We start from the raw sequence: 2315 nt of genomic DNA, 5'->3' as shown, positions 1-2315 counted from the left end.
ACCGGTCGTCGTACAGGGGCCGCAGGCGGGAGACGGCGATCAGCAGGGCCGGGGGCGCGAGGGCCAGCGGGAGCGCCACGCGGGTGAGCGTGCGCGGGCCCGCGCACACCCCCAGCAGCGCCAGCGCCACGCACCCCCAGAACAGCACCCCGGTCGGCACCGGCACCGACGCGCTCAGCAGCCGCCCCGCGCTCGCCCACCCCGGGGTGCGCAGCCACGCCACCTGGCCGGACTGGGCCCGGGAGACCAGCGCCAGCGGGAGCGTGACGGCCCCGGCCGCGCCGACGGCGCACGACCAGCGCCCCCACACCCCTCGTCGCACCCGCGCGCACGCCAGGGTGAGCGCGTGCGCGCACACCGCGAGCGCCGCCAGTTCGTGCAGCAGGCAGGTGACGCCGAGCACCACCGCGTACGCCCGCCAGACCCCCTGCCCGTCGACCGCGCGCGCCAGCAGCAGCGTCGCCGCGAGGACGCCCGCCGAGACGAGGGCGTAGGAGCGGCCCTCCTGGGCGTAGTAGCCGACCATCGGCGTCACGGCGTACAGCAGCCCCGCCCCGCACCCGGCCCAGGCGCCCGCGAGCCGGGTGCCGAGCGCGCCGACCAGGGCCGCCGCGGCGGTGGCCCCGCACACCGAGGGCAGCCGCAGCGCGACCTCGTCCGCGCGGAGGGCGAGCACGGCGTGCATCAGCAGGTAGTACAGGCCGTGCACCGCGTCCACGCCGTGCAGCAGCCGCCAGATCTGCGGCACCGAGCGGCGCGCGACCTGGAAGGTGACGCCCTCGTCCCGCCACATGCCGCCCCGCCCGAGGTCCCACGCCCCGATCACGGCCATGACGGCGGCGGGCACCCCCACGGCCGCCGCCCGCGCCCACCGGCTCTCGCTCTGCACGGACCCGAGTCTGTGCCGTCGGCAGGCTCTTACCGACCATTGACGGCGTATCGGCCCTCCCGAGGCATTCGCCCGGCTTACGATCCGCCGTCATGAACGCCGTTCCCGAAGCCGTTCCGCACGCCGCCGCGCCCGGCGCCGCGGCCGTCCCGGCGCCCCCGCCGGGACCCGTCACCACCGCCGTCCGCGCGCTGCGCGCCACCGCGGGCCCGCACCGGCTCCTCGTCCTCGCCGCCGTCTGGGCGGCCGCCCGCGCCCTGATGCTCTGGCTGCTCACCGCGGGCGGACGGCCGGAGCTGGGCGGCGGCGGGGTCGCGCGGGAGGTGTGGCGGCTCTACCACCACTGGTACGGGATCCTCGCGCACGGCGCCTTCCCGGCGCACGACCCGCTCTGGCAGTACCCGCCCGGCGCGGGCCCGGTGCTGCTGGCGCCCGCGCTGCTCCCGGGCCTGACGTACTTCCAGGCGTTCGTCGTCCTCACCCTCGCCGCCGACGCGGCCGTCACGGCGGCGCTGGCCCGCGCGGGCACCCGGCCAGGCGGCTCGCTGCGCGGCGCCGTCCACTGGACCTGCGGGCTGCCGCTGCTCCTGCACCTGCCGCTCGCCCGCTACGACGTGCAGGTCACCGCCCTCGCCGTCGTCGCCCTGCTGGTGGCGGCGCGCTCCCCGCGCGCGTGCGGGGCGCTCGCGGCGCTGGGCGCCCTGGTGAAGGTGTGGCCGGTGCTGGTGCTGCTCGGGCTGCCGAAGGGCCGGGCGACCCGGTCGGCGCTGGTCCGGGCCGCCGTCACCTGCGCGGGCGCCCTCGCGGTCCTGGCCGCCCTGTTCACCCACCCGTTCGCCTTCCTGCGCGAGCAGGGCGGCCGGGGCGTGCAGATCGAGTCCCTCGGCGGCACCGCGCTCGGCCTCGCCACCCACGCGGGCTGGAGCGGCGCGGCGCGCTACCGGTACGGGGCGATGGAGTTCACCGGGCCGTACGTGGACACCGTCGCCCGGGTCAGCCTGGCGCTCACCGGGCTCGCCCTCGCGCTGCTGCTGGTGTGGCGGCTGCGGGCGGTGCGCCGGACCCCGGCGACGACGTACGACGCCGCGCTCAGCGCCGTGCTGCTGTTCACCGTCACCAGCCGGGTCATCAGCCCGCAGTACCTGATCTGGCTGCTGGGCCTGGCCGCCGTCTGCCTGACCTCGCGGCACACCGTCCAGCGCCCGGTGACGGTCCTGGTGCTGGTGGCGGCCGCGGTCAGCTCCGTCGTCTACCCGGTCCTGTACGGGCAGGTCATCGCCTCCACCTGGACCGGCTGCGCGCTGATGGTGGTGCGCAACGGGCTGCTCGCGGCGGCGGCCGTCCTGTCGTTCGTCCGGCTCTGGCGGGCGACCGGGCCGCTCACCGCGCCGCTCGCCGTCCCCGCCCCGGCGCGCGCCCGCTGACA

2 protein-coding genes are annotated in these 2315 nt (G+C 78.1%); one reads left to right on the top strand and one right to left on the bottom strand.

All coding sequences use genetic code 11. The features are described from left to right. On the bottom strand, positions 1 to 889 hold an 889-nt coding region (locus GA0115242_RS22890; protein ID WP_256089543.1), incomplete at its 3' end, for a glycosyltransferase family 39 protein. Between the two features lie 260 nt (positions 890 to 1149). On the opposite strand from GA0115242_RS22890, the gene GA0115242_RS22885 reads away from it, so the two are divergent. Then, complete coding sequence (locus GA0115242_RS22885; RefSeq protein WP_237549246.1) at positions 1150 to 2313, top strand: glycosyltransferase 87 family protein; 1164 nt, start codon at positions 1150 to 1152, stop codon at positions 2311 to 2313. The last annotated feature ends 2 nt before the right edge of the window (positions 2314 to 2315 follow it).

Origin of the sequence: Streptomyces sp. SolWspMP-5a-2 (genome assembly GCF_900091845.1) — a bacterium.
Taxonomy (GTDB): domain Bacteria; phylum Actinomycetota; class Actinomycetes; order Streptomycetales; family Streptomycetaceae; genus Streptomyces; species Streptomyces doudnae.
The sequence above is the reverse complement of the archived record's forward strand: the minus strand, read 5'-3'. Positions and strand labels throughout refer to the sequence as shown.

Coding starts and splice junctions, on each gene's coding strand:
- GA0115242_RS22885 (WP_237549246.1), top strand. CDS start 1,150: ATGCTCTGGCTGCTCACCGCGGGCGGACGGCCGGAGCTGGGCGGCGGC.